Raw genomic sequence first — 17,239 nt, 5'->3', positions numbered from 1 at the left:
GATCTACAAGCCGGCGATGAAGCCGGAGACAGCCGACGCGAACAGCGCCGGCTGTTCGACCGCGCCCAGGTGCGAGGCATTGGGCAGTACGACCAGTGTGGCGCCCTGGATGGCTTGTTGTACGGTCTCCGACATGGCGACCGGCGTGCCCTGGTCCAGCTCACCGGCGATGATCAGTGTCGGCACGGCGATGGCGCCCAGCCGTTCCGTGGTGTCGACCGTGCCGACCGCGTTGCAGCAACCGATATAGCCGGTGCTGTCTGTGCTGAGCAGGCGGCGGCGGAAGCGCGCGACCGTGGCTGCGTGGTCGGCGCGGAAGGCGTCGTGGAAGTAGCGTCCCATGACCGCGTCGGCGATCGCCGCGATGCCTTGTTCGCGTACGGTGACGATGCGTTGTTGCCAGGCCTCGCGTGCCGCATCAGGATAGCGGGAGGTGGTGTTCCCCAGTACCAGAGCGCGCAGCAGCGACGGATGGCGCAGCGCCAGTTCCTGGCCGACCATGCCGCCCATCGAAAGCCCCACCCACACCACCGGTCCGGTATCGAGTTCGCGCAGCAGCGCTGCGGCGTCGTCGGCCAGATCGGCCATGCTGTACAGACCTTGCGGCGCGGCCGAGCCGCCATGGCCGCGATGGTCGTAGGCGATCACGCGGCAGTCCGCCGCCAACTGGTTGGCCAGGTCGTCCCACATCGTCAGGTCGCAGCCGAGGGCGTGGCTCAGCACCACCGTGTGACGCGGCGCCTTGCCGTTGCGCGGTTCACGCACAGTGTAGTGCAGCGCGGGCTGGCCGCTGCTGCGGCCTTCGCGGCCGACGCCGGGATGGCTGGCGGCGGCCGGCGCCGACGGCTCCAGCGTGTAGCCGATCTGCGGCCCCACCTCGCGCAGGATCGCCATCGCATGAGTGAATGCGGTGTTGGCGGCGGGGACGCCGGCGTAGATCGCCGATTGCATCAGCACTTCCTTCAGTTCGTCCGGCGACAGGCGGTTTGACGCATCGCCCAGCAGCGCGGCGCGCACGTGCAGCTCGTATTCTTCCCAGCGACCCAACGCGATGGTGGTGGCGAGTACCATGGCGCGCCGGGTCTTTTGTTCCAGGCCCGGGCGGCCCCAGATATCGTTCCACGCAAAGCGCGTGATCATGTTCTGGAACTCCGCGTTGAAGCTGTTGGCATTGGCGAGGGATTTATCCACCCAGGCGTCGCCGAGGATGGCGCGGCGGTTGTTCAGTCCACGTTCGAAGTCGTGGTCGATCGGATCGAAGCTCATGCGGGTGTCCTGTGATGGAACGGGTTGGAATTCAATGCGGTGATGTCCTTGCGCAGGCCTTGCAGCTGTTGCTGCGCCAGGCGCTGTGCCGGTCCGGCAGCGACGGCCGGATCGAACAGCGACGCCAGCGCGGCCGGGTCGACTTTCTTGCGTAGCTGCTCGTCGGCTTGCACCGCATCCGCCAGCAGGTCGGCAAGTTGGCGGCCACCGGCCAGCGCCTCGGCGCTCATTTTTTCCAGCAGACTGTGTGCCGCCGGGCGGCCGATGGCGGTGGCCAGCCATGCCGATGCCGCCTCGGCGAACACCAGTCCCTGCAAGGCGTCGATATTGCGCAGCATGCGCGCGGGATCGACATGCAGGCCGGCGAAGGCGTCGTTCAGCGCCTGCAATGCGCCGTGCGCGCTGAGGAACAGGCCTGGCCATTCGGCGAGTTCGGCCTGCCAGTTACCCAGGCCGCGTTCATGTTGCTGCCCCATGCTGGCCAGAAGCGCTGCGGCGTGCTGCGGCGTGCGCGTGGCGGCAGCCAGTGCGATCATCGCCGAAACCGGATTGCGCTTGTGCGGCATGGCGGAAGAGCCACCGCGGCCATTGCCAGATGGTTCGGCGAGTTCGGCGATCTCGCCTTGCGCCATCAGGCTGATATCGGTGGCGATCTTGCCCATGCTGCCGGTCAGCACCGCCACCTCCAGTCCCAGCCGCACCCATTCGTCGCGCTGCGTATGCCAGGCGGCATCCGCCAGCTTCAGGCCCAGATCGGCGGCCACCAGCGCCGCCACGGCTGCGCCTTGCTCACCCATCACGGCCAATGTGCCGACCGCGCCACCCAGTTGCAGTTGCAATGCGCGCGCGGCGCACTCGCGCAGGCGCGCGCGGGCCCGCACCAACGGCGCCAGCCAGCCGGTGATCTTGAAACCGAAGCTGCTCACCTGCGCCGGCTGCATCAGCGTGCGCGCCAGCACCGGCGTCGCCGCATGCTGGTCCGCCAATTGCAGGAGGTGTCCGGTCAGGTCGTGCAAGCCGTCGTCCAGCAGTTGCAGTGCGTCGCGCGTGGCCAGCACCATGGCGGTGTCGATCACGTCCTGGCTGGTGCTGCCCCAGTGGACGCGGGCGGCTGCTTCGGCGTCGTACAACGCCACGGTGCGCGTCAGTTCACGCACCAGCGGGATGGCCAGGCTGCCGGCGCGCCGGCCGGCGCTGACGATGGCCGGGATGTCGTACAGCTGCGCGTTGCAGACGCCGGCAATGGCGCGCGCCGATTCCGGCGGCAACATGCCTTGCCGGGCTTGGGCCTCGGCCAAGGCCTGCTCGAAGCGCAGCATGGCCTGCACGATCGCGGCGTCGTCGAAGACCGCGATCATGTCCGGCGTGGTGAGAAAACTGTCGAAGATGGATACGCTCAAGAGAACTCCGCTGGCAGGTCAGGCATAGTCGAAGAATACGGTCTCTTTTTCGGACTGCATCCAGATGTCCCAATGATAGACCCCCGGCGCGGTTTTGCGGGCGACCAGCGTAGGCCAGCGCGCGGCCGGTACCTGTTGCAATATCGCCGATTCGGCCAGTCCGCTATCGTCCTCCAGGAACACGGCGGTGAACTGGTGCTTGACCAGGCCGCGCGCGAACACGGTGATGAAGGTGGCCGGTGCGCCGCTGGCCGGCGCCGCGCATTGCGACAGGCGCAGGCTGAATTCTCCCTGTTCGCCGCTGGGCACACGGCGGAAGCCGGGCAAGGCCTGCGCCGCCTCCGCCCCTGCGGCCTCCGGTTGCCAGGCTTCGATCTGGGCGTCGTTGATCGGCGTGCCGTCGCCGTCGTAGATGGTGCCGCTGATGGTGATGGTGGGGGCCGTGGTTTCCAGCTGGCCGGCGGCGCTGGCGTCGGCCGCCCACTGCCAGGCTGCATGCGAGAACGGTCCGATGGTCTGTGAGGTGGTGATGTGGCTCATGCCGTTAGCTCCTTTAAATGCCCATGGGCGTGGCGTCGCGGCCGCGCAGCACGATGTCGAATTCATAGCCCAGCATCTTGTCGCTGTCGGTGTGTTCCAGGCTGTAGCGGGAAATCAGGCGCTGGCGCGCGGCCAGGTCCGGGATGCTCTGGAAAATCGGATCGTAGTCGAACAGCGGATCGCTGGGGAAGTACATCTGCGTGACCAGGCGCTGCGCATACACATTGCCGAACAAGGAGAAGTGGATGTGCGCCGGGCGCCAGGCCTTGTCGTGATTGCCCCATGGGTAGGGGCCGGGCTTGATGGTGACGAAGCGGTAGCGGCCATCGCCGTCGGTCATCATCTTGCCGATGCCGTAGAAATTCGGATCGAGCGGCGCGTCGTGCTGGTCCTTCTTGTGCCAATAGCGGCCGGCCGAATTGCACTGCCAGACTTCCAGCAGCGAATTGCGTACCGGTTTGCCATCCTCGTCGACCACGCGGCCGGTGACGACGATCTTCTCGCCCAGCGGCGCGCCGTGGCCGTGGGCCGTCAGGTCCATATCGTTCGGCAGCAGGATGCGCGGCGACGCGATCACGTTGTCCTGCACCGGCTGGTCGGCGCGGATGCGCAGCAGCGGCTGGGTGGGGCCGCGCTTGAGCGTGGACTTGTAGGGCGGGTAGATCAGTTCCGGGTAGACGCCGGATGGAATGGCATCGAAGTTCAAGGCGGGCCTCCTGATGGTTGTTGTGTTGTGTGGAGACGATGTTAGGGAAGGCCGCGCCGCGTCACAATACGTGCACGGTCGGTGATATCCGCTATGCGCACATTTTGTGCGATACTCGCACAAATCAATCAATTTCTACGTTATGACTGCTGAAGACGACGTCCCAGCCCAGCGCGACCTGGTGGCAGGCCTGGAAAAAGGCCTGCTGGTGATCGCCGCCTTCGACCAGGAGCGCAGCCGCCTGAGCATCGCCGAAGTGGCCGAGCGCACCGGCCTGACGCGGGCGGCTGCGCGCCGCTACCTGATCACGCTCACGCACCTGGGCTATATGCGGCATGAGAACAAGCTGTTCGCACTGACGCCCATGGTGCTGCGGCTCGGCCAGTCCTACCTGCATTCGGCACGCCTGCCGCGCATCGTCCAGCCCTTGTTGTACCGGCTGGCCTATGCGCTGGGCGAGGCGGCGTCGGTGGGCGTGCTCGATCACGATCAGCTGGTGTGTGTGGCGGCAGTCAGCGCCGGCCAACTGGTATCGGTCACGCTGCAGCCGGGCACCCGCGTGCCGGCTTATTGCACCGCCAATGGCCGCGTGCTGTTGGCGCACCTGCCGCAGCAGCAGATCGACGCTTTCCTGGAACGCGCCCAGCCGGAGCGCATCACCGAACACACCATCGTCGGCAAGGAGCGCCTGGCGCTGGAGATCGCCCGCGCCCGCGCGCAAGGCTATGCGCTGGTGGACCAGGAGCTGGAACTGGGCTTGCGCACCATCGCCGTGCCGTTGAAGAATTTCCGAGGCGAGGTGGTGGCGGCGATGAACATCAGCGTCCATGCCGGCCGCATGCCACGTGAGCAGATGGTGGAGCGCTGCCTGCCGGCGCTGATCAAGATCCAGGTCGAGCTGAACGCCTTGCTGTAGGCCGGCCGGCGTTCTAGTCGCCCCGGAACGCCTTCGGCGTCAGGCCCATGCGCTTCTTGAACAGGCGGCTGAAGTAGGCCGGATCCTGGAATCCCAGTTCGTAGGCGATGCTGGCGACGCTGGCAGGCAGATAGGTCAGTTTGCGGCAGGCTTCCAGCATCAGCCGGTCCTGGGTGATGTCGAACGCGGATTTGCCGGAGAGCTTGAGACACAGGCGGTTGAGTCGCGTCGGCGTGGCGCGTAGCGCTTCGGCATACTGGCCGACCTGCCATTGCTCCTTGTAGCGCCGTTCCACTTCGGCGCGAAAGCGGCTGAACAGCTCGAAATCGCTGCGGCCCGACTGGTCGGCCAGGCGGCGTTCCGCATGCAGCCGCACCAGCAGCAACAAGGCGCTGCGCGCCAGCCACTCCAACATCAGCGTATGGCCGTACTGCGGCCAGGCCGCCTCCGTGAGCAGGTTTTTCAGCAGCGATTCCAGTCGTGCGCGCAGTTCCGGCTGGCCGGCCAGGTCGATCGCCAAGGGTTCCACAAACAGCGAGGAATACAAATCGCCGTGGCCCGCATACATCACGTTCTGGTCCACCGTCAGCACATAGCCGTGCGCCTCGGCCGAGAAGTCGAAGCCATGCACCACCGATGGATGGAGTGTGATGACGGTCGGCGCACTGCATTCCCAGACGGCGCCGTCGACACTGGCGCGGACCTCTCCACCGTAGAGGAAAAGTACCTGAAACAGTCCGGCATGTGTGTGCTTTTCGATATGCCAGTGGTGCACCCGGCTGCGGGTCTCTATCAACTCGATATGCACGAATTCGGCGTTTTCTCCCCGTGTTTGCTCGCCGTACAGGCCAAACTGCGGGACGTCGGGTAGTGCTGGTCGGACGGTGCGGGGCATGGAGAGGGCGTGCCGTTTAAAAGAATGGAGTGTCGAAATAGTACAAGTTTTAAGAAGTTTCATCCATTTTTTTTGCAACGGGCCGGCGCTACGATGGCAGCACACTAACACCATAACGGAGACATCATGCGTACCCAGGTAGCCATCATCGGCGCCGGCCCAGCGGGCCTGCTGCTATCCCATCTGCTGCATTTGAACGGCATCGAATCGATCGTGCTGGAATCGCGCAGCCAGGCCGAGATCGAGGCCACTATCCGCGCCGGCGTGCTGGAACAAGGCACCATGGACATTCTCAACAACGCCGGCGTCGGCGCCCGCATGCAAGCCGAGGGCGCACTGCACCACGGTATAGAACTGGCGTTCGGCGGCCAGCGCCACCGGATCGACCTCACCGAATTGACGGGCAAGGCAATCACCGTCTACCCGCAGCATGAAGTGATCAAGGATCTGGTGGCGGCGCGGCTGGCGGCGCAGGGACAGTTGCTGTTCGAAGTCAGCGGCGTCGAGCTGCATGGCGTCGACACCGCCGCGCCTTCGGTCGGCTTCATTCATTGCGGCGAAGCGGCGCGCATCGAGGCTGATTTCGTGATCGGTTGCGACGGCTACCACGGCGTCACGCGGCCGGCGATGCCGGGCCAAGGGCGGCAGGACTTCAAGCGCGATTACGGCTTCGGATGGTTCGGCGTGCTGGTGGAGTCGGCGCCATCGTCGGAAGAGCTGATTTATGCGCGCCATGAGCGCGGCTTCGCATTGGTCAGCACGCGCACGCCGACCGTGCAGCGCCTGTACTTCCAGTGCGATCCGGCCGACCATGTCGACAACTGGTCGGACGACCGCATCTGGGCCGAGCTGCACGCCCGTCTGGAGAACAACGATGGCTGGCGCGTCAACGAAGGCCGCATCTTCCAGAAAAATATCATCGGCATGCGCAGTTTCGTTTCGACGCCGATGCAGTCGGGCCGCCTGTTCCTGGCCGGCGACGCCGCGCACATCGTGCCGCCCACCGGCGCCAAGGGCATGAACCTGGCCGTGTCGGACGTGGCGCTGCTGGCGCAGGGGCTGGAGCAGTTCTACCGCCAGGGCAGCGAGGAGCGGCTGCACGGGTACACGGATGCGGCGCTGAAGCGCGTCTGGCGGGCCGAATACTTCTCGTGGTGGATGACCAGCCTGTTGCACACCTTTGCCGACGCCACGCCTTTCCAGCGCGAGGTGCAGCGCGCCGAACTGGAATGCGTGGTCAGCTCGCGCGCCATGGCGACGGCGCTGGCGGAGAATTACGTCGGGGCATTCTGAGCGCGAATAGCCGAGCCGCCCGTAGCGTCAGAAGAGGTTCAGCAGAAAAGCGGCCGCCCGCCTGGTCGCCGGGTTGTAGCGGGCTGGATATGTTCGAAATCAAAGGCTGCCTGCAGCGACCAGGGCCCTGTACGCCGCTTCGGGGACCGCCTTGCTGAACAGGTACCCCTGGAACAGGTTGCAATAATTGGCCGCCAGGAAGGAATGCTGTTCGTCGGTCTCCACGCCCTCGGCAATGATGGTCAGTCCCAGAGTGTGGCCCAGCACCGCGATGACGCAGGCGATGGCGGCGTCGTTGGTATCGACCAGCACGTCGCGCGCAAAGCTGCGGTCGATCTTCAACTGGTCCAGCGGCAGGCGCTTGAGGTAGGACAGCGAGGAATAGCCGATGCCGAAGTCGTCCAGGGCGAAGCCGACGCCGCTGCGCTTGAGGGTGCTCATCTTTTCAATCACGCTGGCAAAGTCGTCCAGCAACAGGTTCTCGGTCAATTCCAATTTCAAGCGGCGCGGGTCGGCGCCGCTGCGGGACAGCGCGGCGTCGACCTGGGCCACAAAGTCGGGCTGGCGAAACTGCCGCGGACTGACATTGACGGCCAGGGTCAGGCCTTGCATGGGCGCTTCCTTCGCCCAGACCGCCAACTGGTCGCAGGCGGCCTGCATCACCCATTGCCCCAACGGCTGGATGATGCCGGTGCTTTCGGCCAGCGCGATGAACTGGTCGGGCAGCACCAGCCCGTGGCGTGGATGGTGCCAGCGCAGCAGGGCTTCGGCGCCGACGATACGCCCCGTCGTGTCGACCTGGGCCTGGTAGTACAGCTCGAATTCTCCGCGCTGCAAGGCCTGTTGCAGGTCGTGTTCCATCTCGGCGCGGGCGTTGGCCGCTTGCTGCATCTGCGGTTCAAAGAAACGCAGTGTATTGCGGCCGCCCGCCTTGGCCTGGTACATCGCCAGATCGGCCTGCTGGAGCGCTTCCTCGATCGTCAGTTGGTGATCGGAGATCAGCGTCACGCCGATACTGGGCGTGCAGTGATAGGGACGTTCGCCCAGCTGGTAGGGCCGGTTCAGCTCGGCCAGCAGACCATCGCCGATGGCCTGCACCTTGCGCGCCGCCTCGTCCAGACTGTCGCTCAAACCCTCGAGCATGATGACAAATTCGTCGCCGCCGAGCCGGGCGACGGTATCGGCGCTGCGCACGCAGGCTGGCAGCCGCTGCGCCACCTGGCGCAACAGCAAGTCGCCCTGGTCATGACCCAGCGTATCGTTGAGCTGCTTGAAATTGTCGAGGTCGATGAACATCAGCGCGCCGACCAGCTTGCTGCGGGCGGAACTGTCGATGGCGTGGCGCAGGCGGTCGAACAGCAGGCGGCGGTTGGGCAGCTTGGTCAGCGGATCGTAGAAGGCGAGCTGGCGGATTTCCTCCTCCGCCTGCTTGCGGGCGCTGATGTCGCTTTGGGTGCAGACAAAGTGGCGGATGCTGCCGTGAGCATCGCGGATGGCGCTGATGATGGTCCAGGTCGGATAGATTTCGCCGTTCTTGCGGCGGTCCCAGCATTCGCCCTGCCAGGAACCGCTGTGGAGTATGCTGTCCCACATGTCGGCATAGAATGCCGCGTCATGCCGCCCGGACTTGAGCACCCGCGGCGTGCGGCCCAGGATTTCATTCTCGCTGTAGCCGGTGCTGGCGGTGAAGGCGGAGTTGATGCGCAGGATGGTCGATTGGGCGTCGGTGATCATCATCGGCTCCTGCGACTCGAAGGCGACCGCGGCGATGTGCAGCTGTTCGGCCGCGTACAGGCTGTCGGTGATGTCCAGCGAGATGCTCAACAGATGAGTCGGGTGGCCTGCGCTGTCGAGCAAAACCAATTTCTTGGTGTGCAGATAGCGTGTTTGCCCGCTGGCGTCCTGCACGGCTTCCTGCGCGATGTCCAGGATCTGGCGCGAAGCGATGACCTGGCGGTCGGACTGCATTCTTGCTTCGCCTTCGGCGCCGGGGTACAGGTCGATGTCGGTCTGGCCGATGACTGCGCTGGCGGGCTTGCCGAATATCTGCTCGCCGGCGCGGTTGAAGACGTCATAGCGCAGACTGGCGGCATGCTTGACCATGATGATGGCCGGCATATGGTCGAGCATGGAGGCGAGGAGATGGCGCGACTGCCGCAAATCGTCGGTGCGGTCTTGCACCCGTTGCTCAAGTTCGATGTTGATTTGGCGAATCTTGGTCTCGGCCTCGATCCGCTTGTCATCGCTGCGCCGCTGGCGTGCTGCCGCCTCATCCAGCGCGGCGGCGACCTGCTCGGCTTCGCGCAGTCTGATGCGATGGGGCGGCAGCTGCGCGCCGCAGCCGAGCGCAGTCGAGAGCTCCACCAGTTGCGCCATGGCCTGTTGGACGAGCTTGCTGGCGTGCCTGGCCAGGGCGATGCCGACCGCCAGCAGCAGCGCGCTGGCGGCCAGATTGAATGCCAATGCGCGCCACAGTTGCTGGTCCGCGGCAGCGCTGGGTATGTCTACGCTGACCGCCCATCCGCTGTCCGCCGAGCGTGCAAAGGCGTTATAAACGGGAATGCCTTCCAGCGAGACGGTTCGCGCATGAGTCGTCTGTTCGTTCGCAGGTAGCTGCTGGCCGTCCACCCGCGCCCTGCGGCCGACATATTGCGCCGCCAGGTGGCTGCGCGCCACAATGGTGCCGCTGCGGTCGATAATGGCTACCAGCCATTCGGGCGGCAGCTTGTGGCTGGCGAGCAGCGTCGCGAACTCGCTGGCGGCCAGGCCGACGTCGAGAAAGTAGGTCAGTTTGCCGTCGATCAGCACCGGCAGGCAGATACTCATCACCGCCGCCCCGGTGTCGGGGCCGATATAGAGATCGGATATCTGCAAGCTGCCACTCGCGGCGACGCGTTCCAGCAACGCCGGATTGCCATGCGGGGGCAGCGCAGTGCCGAGTGGCCGCAGGGTGTTGACTAGTTGCTGCCCATGCAGGTCCGTCAGTACGAAATTGGTGGCTGTAGTGTAGCGGGTGGCCGCTGCGCCCTGGCGGTGAAAAGTCACCAGGTCGCCGTTCCGTAGTGCGGGCGAGGTTGCCAGGGTGCCGGCGATGGCGCCGATTGACTTGAATTGGTTGTCTATATTCAGCAACAACTCGCGTGTGGTGTGCAGTGTATCGCCGTCGCTTTGCGCGCGGCTGGCGTCGAACGCCTGGAGCGACCACGCAAGGCTGATCAGAAACGCCGGCAGGACCAGGGCTGCGACGATGAACAGCAAGATATTCCGTACGGTATTGACGCGGTGCATGGAAGTCAGCGGAACGTGTTCTCTAGCGGGAAACAGACGTAATTCGGATATTATGGTGTTGTCCGCAGGCTATTTGAATGATGTAGATCAAATTGCTAGTTGAATTCTGTGGTATCGCCGCGTAGCGCTGTGGTGCGTCCGAACCCAGGTCGCTATTATCCGTGGCGGGCGGCGCGACGTTAATGACCACTTAATGAAGGCCCGCATACACTTCACTTCCCATTCACTTGCACACAAAGCGATGAAAATAACGATATCGACCTTGCTGTTGTCCATTAGCCTGCTGACCGTTCCCCTGACTGCGGCCCAGGCCGCAGACTACGCGGTGCGGCAGACCTGGACGCTGGACCAGGCAGGGCGCTGGGACTATCTCGAGGTGGATCCGGTGCGCCATCGCCTGTTCATGACGCGCGGCGATCGGGTGCAGGTGCTCGATCTGCCATCGGGCAAGGTGACCGGCCAGATCGACGGCCTGCAGAGTGCACATGGTGTGGTGTTGGCGCAGAAGCTCAACCTGGGCTTTGCCAGCAGCGGCGGCGGCAACAGCATCGTCGTCTTCGACCTGACGACGCTGCAAACCCGCCAGGAAGTGAAAGTGTCGGGCGCCAACCCTGACGCCCTCCTGTTTGACGAAGGTAGCGGCAAGCTTTACGCCTTCAACGGAAAAACCAACAACGTCTCGGTGTTCGACGCCGCCACGATGGTGCTGAAGGCGACCATCGCCGTCGGCGGCAAGCCGGAATTCGCGGTCACCGACGGCAAGCGCATCTACGTCAATATCGAGGACAAGGGCGAGATCGCGGTGATCGACATCGCTGGCGATCGCCAGGTCGCGCGCTGGACTTTGAACGGCTGCGAGGAGCCGACCGGGCTGGCGCTCGACGCCGCACACCATCGCCTGTTCTCGGCCTGCCAGAACGGCGTGCTGGCCATCACCGATACCAGCAACGGCAAGGCCGTGACGCGCGCCGCCATCGGCCAGAATTCCGACGCGGTGGTGTTCGACGCCGCCAGCGCCACGGTGTTTTCCTCCAACGGCGACGGCACGCTCAGCGTCATCCACCAGGACGACGCCGATCACTATGCCAAGGCGGTGACGCTGCGCACCGAGAAGGGCGCACGCACCATGGCCATGGACCATGAAAGCGGCAGCCTGTATCTGCCGACCGTGGTGGACAAGCACTTCACGGTCATCGTGGCCACACCCTGAGCGTACAGATTATGCGCCTGCTATTGGTAGAAGACGATCCGATGATCGGCGAGAGCATGCTTGAAGCGCTGCGCGGCGAACGCTATGCGGTCGACTGGGTACGCGACGGCGTGGCGGCCGAGCTGTCGATGCGCCAGGATATCTACGACTTGCTGGTGCTGGACCTGGGCTTGCCGCAGCGGCAGGGCATGGACGTGCTGCGGCGCCTGCGCGCGCAGGGCGGCCAGACGCCGGTGTTGATCGTCACCGCGCGCGATGCCACGGCTTCCCGCGTTGAGGGCCTGGACGCCGGCGCCGACGACTACCTGGTCAAGCCCTTCGACCTGGACGAACTGCTGGCCCGCATCCGCGCCGTGTTGCGCCGGCGCGGCGGCCATCTTCATTCGCTGGTCACGCACGGCGCGTTGAGTGTCGACCTGGCCGCGCATGAAGCCACTTTCAATGGTGTGGCGCTACACCTGTCCTCCCGCGAGTTCGCCTTGCTGCGCGCCTTGCTGGATGTGCCGGGCAGCGTGGTTTCCAAAGCCCAGCTGGAGGAAAAAATCTACGGCTGGGGCGAGGAGATCGAGAGCAATACCATCGACGTCTACATCCACCATCTGCGCAAGAAGCTGGGCAGCGAATTTATCAAGAACGTGCGCGGTGTCGGCTATAAATTGGCCAGCATCACATGAAGTCGATCCGCGCGCGCCTGCTGGCGGGGCTGATGTTTGGCACGCTCTGTTTCACACTGGTCGCCGGCCTGATGGTCTATCAGCGCGCCGATCACGAGGCTGACGAACAGTCCGACCTGCGCTTGCGCCAAGTGGCGTGGGCCTTGCCGCCGCATCTGGGTGATGGCGTGCAGCTGCCCGGCGACGACGACCAGGACGATGCGGTGCTGATCCAGGTGTGGGACCGGGCGGGCCGGCCCGCGTATGTGTCGGAACCGTCGCAGGCCTTGCCGCGCCAGTCGCTGACGGGCTTCGGCACCATCACCCATCAGGGCGAGCGCTGGCGCGTGTACAACGAATCGCGGTCGGACTACTTCATGCAGATCGCCCAGCCGTTCTCGGTGAGGGAGCGTATTGCCGCCAAAATGGCGTTGCGTATCGTGCCGCCTTTGCTGGTGCTGCTGCCGGCGCTGGCGGCTTTGATCTGGATCGTGGTGGGGATGGCGTTGCGGCCGCTGGAGCAGGTGGCGCAGGCCGTGCGTGGCCGCTCGCCGGGCGTGTTGCAGCCGCTGGAGACCAGGGGCATGCCGCCCGAACTGCTGCCCATTGTGGTCGCGCTGAATGGTTTGCTGGAAAAGATAGACAGCGCGATGGCGGCGCAGCGCAGCTTCATCGCCGACGCCGCGCACGAATTGCGTTCGCCGCTCACCGCGCTCAAATTGCAGCTGCAACTGGCCGAGCGGGCCGGCAGCGATGAGCAGCGCAACGTCGCCTTTCATCGCTTGCATGAACGGCTGGACCGGTCCACCCATCTGGTTCACCAGTTGCTGACATTGGCCCGCCACGAACAGCATCAGGCGCTGCCAACGCCGGTGCCGACCGATGTCCTGGCGCTGGCCCGGCAGGTGGTCGCCGATCACAGCATCCTCGCCGAGAATCGGGGGATAGATCTGGGTGTGGCGGGCAGCGGCGAACCGTTGTGGGTGCCGGTTCATCCCGAAGGCCTGTCGGTCATGCTCAGCAACCTGGTCGACAACGCGGTGCGCTACACGCAGCCAGGCGGGCAGGTTGATGTCACGGCCGGCATGGAGCGCGGGCTGGCGTGTTTGCGGGTGGCCGACAACGGTCCCGGCGTGCCGGAGGCGGAACGCGGGCGACTGTTCGACCGCTTCTATCGCCCCGATGGCAACGCCGTCTGGGGCTGCGGCCTGGGACTGTCCATCGTCAGGAACGTCGTCGATGGGCATGGCGCCGAAATCGAATTGTCCAGCAATGGCGGGGTAGGATTGGTGGTAAGTGTTTATTTACCAGTGGTTTAATTTTTAATAAGGACAGTGAAATGCCTTCGATACGACAACTGCATCGCTACCTCGGCGTGTTCTTCACGCCGGCCATAGTGTTCTTCGCTTTTTCGGGTGCACTGCAGACCTTCAATTTGCATAAGGGCGCGCACCGTGGCGATCCGCCGACTTATCCATGGATAGCGGCGATGGCGTCGCTGCATCAGGATCAGGAGCTCTACGAAGCGCCGGCGCCGAAGCCACAGGCCAGCAAGTTGGTGAACGCAACACCAGCAGAAACCGCCAAACCGAAACCAGAAGTGGAACAGCCCGAAGAGCATTCCAGCCTGCCGCTGAAATTGTTCGTGGTGGCCTTGGCGATAGGCTTATGTGCGTCGTCGCTGGCAGGGCTATACATCGCTTTCAGCAATCCGCGGATCCGTCTCCCGGTCGGCCTGACGCTGGCCGCCGGCATGCTGCTGCCGGTTATTTTGATGGTGGTTTGACGAAGGCGGGCGAGCAGGGCGCCCGTGCCAGCAGCTCGGCCAGCCGCAGGAACTCGGCCGGACTCACCTTGCGCGCCGTTTTCGCCTGCGCTGCGTCGACCACGCGCTGATGGCTGATCACCATATGCTGCCGTGGGACGACCAGGATGTACTGGCCGTAGTAGCCCCAAGCCATATAGGCGCCCTCCAGCGGTGATCCCGCCGGTAGTGCCGGTATCCACCACAGAAGTCCGTAGTCCAGCCGGCGCCGCGCGGTGGAGGGCGGATGCATGTTGGCCGCCGGCGTTACCGGTTTGGTGATGCGGCTGACCCAGTCGGCAGGCAGCAGCTGCCGGCCGTTCCAGCTTCCCTGTTGCAGCATCAGCTGGCCGAGGCGGGCCATGTCGCGGGTCGACAGGTGGAAGTGATAGGCCAGATGGCGCGAGCGGGCCGGATCGCCGTTGCGGTGCTGCTGCGACAGCCGGAAGTCCTCCATTTGCAGCGGTTTCGCCAGCTGGTCTTCGAAGCTTTGGTAGATGTCACGCTGCGTCAGTTGCTCGAACACGGTGCCGGCGGCGTTGAAGTCCCAGTTGTTGTACAAGAAGTAGGCGCCCGGCGTCTGGGAACCGCGCGGCGGCGCGGCATCGGCATCGTCACCGGGGTTGGATGCCGCGTGATAGACGCCGGAACGCGCCGCCAGCAGGTCGCCCACCGTGGCAGTGCGTTCCAGCGGCAGCAGGCCGCCGACATCGTCGATGTCCAGCGATGCCAGGCTGCGGCTCAACGAGATCGTGCCGTCGGCGACATAGGGGCCGTACATCATGGCCAGCACGCTTTTGCGTATCGAATAGACCTGGTTGGCCTGGTCCAGCGGGCCGTAGCTGGCGAACACCTGGCCGTCGCGCACCGCCATCATCGAGGTGCTGGGCAGTGTTTTCAAATAATCCTGTGCCTCGGCGAGGCCGGCGCGGCATGCCGCGCTTGGCTCCGGCATGTCGGTCCAGTGCGCGCCCGGCGTGGCACCGCCAGCCCTGGCGCACAAGGCCATCAACAGCAAGGCAAGTCCGATGCTCGACGAGGGCGATTTCATGGCGTGGCTTATGGCAGCAGCAGCGAGTGCTGGCTGGCGGTGTGGAAGTCGCGCCAGACCCGGTTGATGGTGCTGTCTTCGTGCGCTGCGTACAGGCCGCAATAAGGATACAACTCATCGACCGCCGCGCGCGAGGCGCCCACCAATGCCAGAGAGCTGGCCTGCACCGCCTCCATATCGTCGGCGGTGAGCGGCTTGCCGCTTTCCACCAGCGCCCAGCTGCGATCCAGCACATCGTAGAAGCGCGCACGGGCGGTGGCGTGGGCCTGCTCCTTGTCGCGCAACAGCGCGGCGACTTCAGGGACCTCCAGCAGCGGCAGATTCTTGAGGGCGTGCCGGCGGCGGCTCATGCAAGGCCGAGCCAAGTGCATGAAATGGCTGGCCATGCCCGCCACGTTGGCCGCCAGCGTGACAAAGGCCAGAGAATAAAACGGAAAGCGATACAGCGGACCATCAGCCGTTGCGGTAGCGGGGCTGATCGTGAAGCCGTGGTCCTTGCTCACCCATGCGCCGTCGATGCGGTAGCTGTGGGAGGCGCTGGCGCGCATGCCGATGCTGCCCCAGGACGGCACTATCTGCACTTGCTCCGCCGGCACCAGGAAGGCACGGATGCGCGGCGCGCCTTGTTCGTCCAGCAGCGGCTGGCCGCCGGCGCGCAGGACCGCGTTCAAGGTGAAGTGGGTGGCCATCGGCGCTCCGCTGGCGTAATCCCAGCGGCCGGTGATGCGGAACCCTGCGGCTTCCCCATCGCCATCCTGGTCGGCGTAGCCGGTTGGCGCGCCGCTGCCGCCCAGGCAAACGCGCTTGCTGCCGATGATGTCGCGCGCCAGCGCCGGCGGCAGGAAACCGGCGAACCATCCCGCGCCTGCGCACAGCGTGAGCACCCAGCCCATGCTGCCGTCGACGGCGGCAACCGCTTCCTCCAGGCGCACCACTTGCGGCAAAGGCAGTTCGGCGCCGCCGCTGGTGCGCGGCGCCAGCATCCTGAGCCAGCCGCGCCGGTGCAGCAAGGCTTGCTGGACCGGGTGCAGGAAACGGGCGGTATCGGCCATTGCCGCATAGCGTTCGATACGGCGGGCGTCACGCGGGAGGAGGGGGGAGACGGCGGGCAGGGGCATGCGGAATCTTTGGACGGTAGCAATGCCGAGCATTTTCGCATTATTGGGCCAGTTTCCGAAACTCCCATGCCATTTCGGTATGTTTGCAGCGATAAAAATGATTGGTTAAGCTGGCATCGTTCGTCGTAGCATGGTGGCGCACATGCTCCCACTTTATGAAAGACAGATGATGTCAGCAATTAAACTCGCGATCGTAGGCGTCGGAAAGATCGTCCACGACCAACACTTGCCCGCCATCGCGGCAAACGCCGATTTCCAGCTGGTGGCCTCGGCCAGCCGGCACAACACCGTCGACGGCCTGCCCGGTTTCAAGTCCATCGAGGAGATGCTGGCCGCCGTGCCGGAGATCGACGCCGTGTCGCTCTGCATGCCGCCGCAGTACCGCTACCAGGCTGCCCGCGTGGCGCTGGCCGCCGGCAAACACGTGTTCCTGGAAAAGCCGCCGGGTGCGACCCTGTCCGAAGTGGCCGACTTGGAGGCGCTGGCCGCCGCCAGGGGCCTGACCCTGTTCACCAGCTGGCATTCGCGCTACGCGCCGGCGGTGCAGCCGGCCAAGGCCTACCTGGCCGCCCACGCGCCGACCGGCATGCAGGTCACCTGGAAGGAAGACGTGCGCCAATGGCACCCGAACCAGGAATGGATCTGGCAGGCCGGCGGCCTGGGGGTGTTTGACCCGGGTATCAATGCGCTGTCCATCGTCACTGAAATCCTGCCGTCGCTGATCTTCCTGAACCGCGCCACGCTGGAATTCCCCGAAAACCGCGACGCTCCCATTGCCGCCGAGCTGCATTTCCAGGACGGCAACGGGGTGCCGGTACATGCCGTCTTCGACTGGCGCCAGACCGGCAAGCAAAGCTGGGACATCGTGGTCCAGACCGCGGATGGCGAGCTGAAACTGAGCGACGGCGGCGCACGGCTGTGGGTGCACGGCGTCGAACAGCCGCTGGCCAAGGAAGCCGAATATCCGTCGCTGTACCGGCGTTTCGCCGGCCTGGTCAAGGAAGGCCGCGCCGACGTCGACGTGGCGCCGCTGCGCCATGTGGCCGACGCCTTCATGCTCGGCCAACGCAAGCTGGTCGACGCCTTCCACGACTGACGC

General features: G+C 65.0%; 15 protein-coding genes. 7 read left to right on the top strand and 8 right to left on the bottom strand.

What is annotated here, in order from left to right:
* Window positions 1-3: 3 nt before the first annotated feature.
* From pcaCD to pcaH, 4 genes are read right to left on the bottom strand one after another with little or no spacing between them, the layout of a single operon-like run.
* On the bottom strand, window positions 4-1,266 hold the full coding sequence (gene pcaCD / locus RUGAMON1_RS24925; RefSeq protein WP_445233049.1) for a bifunctional 4-carboxymuconolactone decarboxylase/3-oxoadipate enol-lactonase PcaCD: 1,263 nt from the start codon (window positions 1,264-1,266) through the stop codon (window positions 4-6).
* Window positions 1,263-2,666 (bottom strand): 3-carboxy-cis,cis-muconate cycloisomerase, encoded by a 1,404-nt coding sequence (gene pcaB, locus RUGAMON1_RS24920; RefSeq protein ID WP_445233048.1) that lies wholly within the window; start codon window positions 2,664-2,666, stop codon window positions 1,263-1,265. The genes pcaCD and pcaB overlap by 4 nt, the downstream gene beginning before the upstream one ends.
* 18 nt (window positions 2,667-2,684) lie before the next feature.
* The gene (locus tag RUGAMON1_RS24915) at window positions 2,685-3,206 is read right to left on the bottom strand and encodes a peptidase associated/transthyretin-like domain-containing protein (protein WP_445233047.1); all 522 of its coding nucleotides are present in this window, start codon (window positions 3,204-3,206) and stop codon (window positions 2,685-2,687) included.
* A gap of 13 nt (window positions 3,207-3,219) precedes the next feature.
* On the bottom strand, window positions 3,220-3,912 hold the full coding sequence (pcaH, locus tag RUGAMON1_RS24910) for a protocatechuate 3,4-dioxygenase subunit beta (RefSeq protein WP_445233046.1): 693 nt from the start codon (window positions 3,910-3,912) through the stop codon (window positions 3,220-3,222).
* 142 nt (window positions 3,913-4,054) lie between these two features.
* Here pcaH and RUGAMON1_RS24905 point away from each other — a divergent pair, with 142 nt between their 5' ends.
* Window positions 4,055-4,828: an IclR family transcriptional regulator domain-containing protein gene (locus tag RUGAMON1_RS24905; RefSeq protein WP_445233045.1), complete on the top strand. Its 774-nt coding sequence runs from the start codon at window positions 4,055-4,057 to the stop codon at window positions 4,826-4,828.
* Window positions 4,829-4,841: 13 nt separating this feature from the next.
* Here the strand turns inward: RUGAMON1_RS24905 and RUGAMON1_RS24900 are convergent, their stop codons facing one another.
* Window positions 4,842-5,723 carry a helix-turn-helix domain-containing protein gene (locus RUGAMON1_RS24900; protein ID WP_445233044.1) on the bottom strand — a complete coding sequence of 294 codons (882 nt, stop codon included), beginning with the start codon at window positions 5,721-5,723 and terminating at the stop codon, window positions 4,842-4,844.
* 126 nt (window positions 5,724-5,849) lie between these two features.
* Here RUGAMON1_RS24900 and RUGAMON1_RS24895 point away from each other — a divergent pair, with 126 nt between their 5' ends.
* Window positions 5,850-7,016: a 4-hydroxybenzoate 3-monooxygenase gene (locus RUGAMON1_RS24895; protein WP_445233043.1), complete on the top strand. Its 1,167-nt coding sequence runs from the start codon at window positions 5,850-5,852 to the stop codon at window positions 7,014-7,016.
* A 99-nt stretch (window positions 7,017-7,115) separates the two neighbouring features.
* Here RUGAMON1_RS24895 and RUGAMON1_RS24890 read toward each other — a convergent pair whose 3' ends face one another.
* Entirely contained in the window at window positions 7,116-10,304 is a 3,189-nt protein-coding gene (locus RUGAMON1_RS24890; RefSeq protein WP_445233042.1) for a bifunctional diguanylate cyclase/phosphodiesterase, read from the bottom strand.
* Between the two features lie 241 nt (window positions 10,305-10,545).
* On the opposite strand from RUGAMON1_RS24890, the gene RUGAMON1_RS24885 reads away from it, so the two are divergent.
* The 4 genes from RUGAMON1_RS24885 to RUGAMON1_RS24870 are packed head-to-tail and all read left to right on the top strand — an operon-like array spanning window position 10,546 to window position 13,953.
* Window positions 10,546-11,514, top strand: a complete 969-nt coding sequence (locus RUGAMON1_RS24885) for a YncE family protein (protein ID WP_445233041.1) — start codon at window positions 10,546-10,548, stop codon at window positions 11,512-11,514.
* A gap of 11 nt (window positions 11,515-11,525) precedes the next feature.
* Window positions 11,526-12,188: a response regulator gene (locus RUGAMON1_RS24880; protein ID WP_445233040.1), complete on the top strand. Its 663-nt coding sequence runs from the start codon at window positions 11,526-11,528 to the stop codon at window positions 12,186-12,188.
* The gene (locus RUGAMON1_RS24875; RefSeq protein ID WP_445233039.1) at window positions 12,185-13,486 is read left to right on the top strand and encodes an ATP-binding protein; all 1,302 of its coding nucleotides are present in this window, start codon (window positions 12,185-12,187) and stop codon (window positions 13,484-13,486) included. The genes RUGAMON1_RS24880 and RUGAMON1_RS24875 overlap by 4 nt, the downstream gene beginning before the upstream one ends.
* 20 nt (window positions 13,487-13,506) lie before the next feature.
* A complete protein-coding gene (locus tag RUGAMON1_RS24870; protein WP_445233038.1) occupies window positions 13,507-13,953 on the top strand; it encodes a hypothetical protein in 447 nt (148 codons plus the stop codon).
* Here RUGAMON1_RS24870 and RUGAMON1_RS24865 read toward each other — a convergent pair.
* On the bottom strand, window positions 13,934-15,022 hold the full coding sequence (locus RUGAMON1_RS24865) for a serine hydrolase domain-containing protein (RefSeq protein WP_445233037.1): 1,089 nt from the start codon (window positions 15,020-15,022) through the stop codon (window positions 13,934-13,936). The two genes, RUGAMON1_RS24870 and RUGAMON1_RS24865, sit on opposite strands and share 20 nt — an antisense overlap.
* 8 nt (window positions 15,023-15,030) lie before the next feature.
* Entirely contained in the window at window positions 15,031-16,140 is a 1,110-nt protein-coding gene (locus RUGAMON1_RS24860; RefSeq protein WP_445233036.1) for an acyl-CoA dehydrogenase family protein, read from the bottom strand.
* A 166-nt stretch (window positions 16,141-16,306) separates the two neighbouring features.
* Here RUGAMON1_RS24860 and RUGAMON1_RS24855 point away from each other — a divergent pair, with 166 nt between their 5' ends.
* The gene (locus RUGAMON1_RS24855) at window positions 16,307-17,236 is read left to right on the top strand and encodes a Gfo/Idh/MocA family protein (protein WP_445233035.1); all 930 of its coding nucleotides are present in this window, start codon (window positions 16,307-16,309) and stop codon (window positions 17,234-17,236) included.
* Window positions 17,237-17,239: the final 3 nt, after the last annotated feature.

This window comes from Duganella rhizosphaerae (genome assembly GCF_040364205.1).
GTDB lineage: Bacteria > Pseudomonadota > Gammaproteobacteria > Burkholderiales > Burkholderiaceae_D > Rugamonas > Rugamonas rhizosphaerae.
The sequence above is the reverse complement of the archived record's forward strand: the minus strand, read 5'-3'. Positions and strand labels throughout refer to the sequence as shown.